Raw genomic sequence first — 246 nt, 5'->3', positions numbered from 1 at the left:
CGATCAAAACGATCGAAGCATTGAAGACCGTTGTTTCGCAAGTCACGAAGCTGCGCATGGAAGCGCTGAACTAGGCCAACTATGAACTACCTGTCAACGCGCGGCGCCGGAGCCGGCGAGCGCCACACCTTCTCCGAAATCCTGCTTGGCGGTCTCGCGAAAGACGGCGGCCTCTATCTGCCGGCCGACTATCCGCGCGTCAGCGCCGACGAGCTCACGCGCTGGCGCACGCTGCCGTACGCGGAC

The 246-nt window shown here is 63.0% G+C and carries 1 pseudogene; it reads left to right on the top strand.

The window, feature by feature from the left end:
- Positions 1-81: 81 nt before the first annotated feature.
- Positions 82-246, top strand: a pseudogene (locus SB822_RS59750) (threonine synthase); the annotation flags it as partial.

It is taken from the genome of Paraburkholderia sp. SIMBA_054, assembly GCF_046534875.1.
Taxonomy (GTDB): Bacteria; Pseudomonadota; Gammaproteobacteria; order Burkholderiales; family Burkholderiaceae; genus Paraburkholderia; species Paraburkholderia hospita.
Note: the sequence above shows the minus strand (reverse complement) of the source record. Positions and strands in the feature narration are given on the sequence as shown.